The organism is Marinobacterium profundum (assembly GCF_001528745.1).
Lineage (GTDB): Bacteria > Pseudomonadota > Gammaproteobacteria > Pseudomonadales > Balneatricaceae > Marinobacterium_A > Marinobacterium_A profundum.
Genome location: NZ_BCNS01000038.1, coordinates 1 through 1816 on the forward strand (window position 1 = coordinate 1; position 1816 = coordinate 1816).

Sequence of the window (1816 nt, forward strand, 5' to 3'; positions counted from 1 at the left end):
TCTTGTCTTCTTAATAACCGGCGTTGAGTAAATGAATGCCCGTAGCCAACACAGCTTGCAGGCAGAGTCTGCCAGCAAGTCGTTATTTGACTGCAGGGGTTGTGGATAAAGTGATTCCTTGGATGAAACATTTATTCCCTGTGACTATCTCCAGTGTTGATACTCAGTGGATATGTTCAGGGAGCTATTAACCCGGTGGACAAATACGTTCCCTCCCTATTTGTCCGTCACGCCAGAACTCTTTAGCCTAAAAGAATGGGCGCAAGTGCATGGACTTGCTGGCCTTCTTGGGGGCGAAGAGATGGCGTACGCATTGACCTGCGGCCAATGATGAAGCATCCCTGCTGCATCTATTAGCCCGCCGGGTTAATATATGGAATATTTTATCTCTATAACTATGTGTCAGGAGTTCGAATTAAAAAGTAAAAAAAATAATTCTGGCGCTGATTCGAACGTTGAAATTGTTGAGACGAAGGATAATGAAACGCCAGACAAGCATCCTGTTTGGTCTTTTGATACTGTCGATGTGGCTTTGTCTGTTCCTTGTTCCTTGTTCCCCGTGCATGCCGGGCAGCGGGACAGGGCGAACGCATGAACATTATTTGATCAATCCAAGAATATGAAACAGGTATTGATCACTCCAGCCGCACCCCTTGCGCTTGTTCTTGATCCCGACTTTGACAGTGGTGTCCTGCTTCAGCAGATTCAGCGCAATCTGTCGTAACGTGGCCAGATTCTCAGCGGCATAGCCCTGTCGCGCACGCGATTGATCCTCGCCGAAGGCCACGTCCAGCACCCAGTGAAGGCCATTCTCCACTTGCCAGTGCTGACGCGTTGCCTGAAGTACATCATTGGCATCCATGGTCCTACTGGAGACAAAATAGCGCACTAGGCTGGTCGATGTTCCGGCACTGCTACGATCCAGCTGGACGGCTGCGATCGTGCGGGCGTTCCAGGATGTGGCAACCGGGCAGCTCTCTAGATCATGTAGCACCCAGCAGCGCCGCAGCTCCTGACGCCCATGCGTGTTACTGTGAACCTCTGCAAACGAGAGACCGGGCACATCATCCGGGTGCTCGGACCAGTAACGATCGAACCAGGTATCCGCCTCAGCATGGAGCTTGCGTTGATTGCGCTTGATCGCCAGCAGGTAGTCCGCTTCAGCCGAGAGAATTTTGTTGGCAATCTTCTTCTGGCATCCCATTGCATCTAACGTCACCAGGCAACCGCGCAGCATCAGAATATCCAGCAACTCGGGAATAGCTTTGATTTCATTGGACTTTTGATCAACCTTGTATTGCCCGAGCGAGACACCCAGCTCCGTCGACCAAGCGTTGACCATATGGATCGCACCCTGGTTGCCCGACCGGGATCCGCGCACGGTTTTACCGTCGATGGCAACCACGCCCGAGAGAGGCGTGTCGATAAGGACATCCTGCACCCAACGGGTGAACAGTTCTCGGAACTGAGCGGGATCAAGCAGTGAGAACAGGCGGTTGAAGGTATCATGTGAGGGTATGCCACCCGGCAATTTCAGGTACTGCCTGAACCATTCCTCGCGTACTTCAGCGAAGAGTGCGATGGCGTTCCAGTCGTCGGCTCCACAGAGCAACCCGCATGTTGCCATGAAGACGACCTCGCCGAGGTCGTGGGTGCATTTGGCGGCCTGACGGGGGTCTTCCAGTGCCATCATACGGTCGAGCAGTGTTGGGCTGTTCTGAGTCATAGTGAGAAATGGGCAAGTTTTATGGTGATCACGTCAAAAATCAACTAGAAGTGATTCGTTTGTTCAAAAAACGTTCATGCGTTTGCCCTG

At 52.1% G+C, this 1816-nt stretch carries 2 protein-coding genes; one reads left to right on the forward strand and one right to left on the reverse strand.

What is annotated here, in order from left to right:
- Nucleotides 1-373 precede the first annotated feature (373 nt).
- Complete coding sequence (locus MPRO_RS25655) at nucleotides 374-595, forward strand: hypothetical protein (protein ID WP_158651722.1); 222 nt, start codon at nucleotides 374-376, stop codon at nucleotides 593-595.
- 3 nt (nucleotides 596-598) lie between these two features.
- Here MPRO_RS25655 and MPRO_RS02625 read toward each other — a convergent pair whose 3' ends face one another.
- A complete protein-coding gene (locus MPRO_RS02625; RefSeq protein WP_067286603.1) occupies nucleotides 599-1726 on the reverse strand; it encodes an ISAs1 family transposase in 1128 nt (375 codons plus the stop codon).
- Nucleotides 1727-1816 lie beyond the last annotated feature (90 nt).

Coding starts and splice junctions, on each gene's coding strand:
- MPRO_RS25655 (WP_158651722.1), top strand. CDS start 374: ATGGAATATTTTATCTCTATAACTATGTGTCAGGAGTTCGAATTAAAA.
- MPRO_RS02625 (WP_067286603.1), bottom strand. CDS start 1,726: ATGACTCAGAACAGCCCAACACTGCTCGACCGTATGATGGCACTGGAA.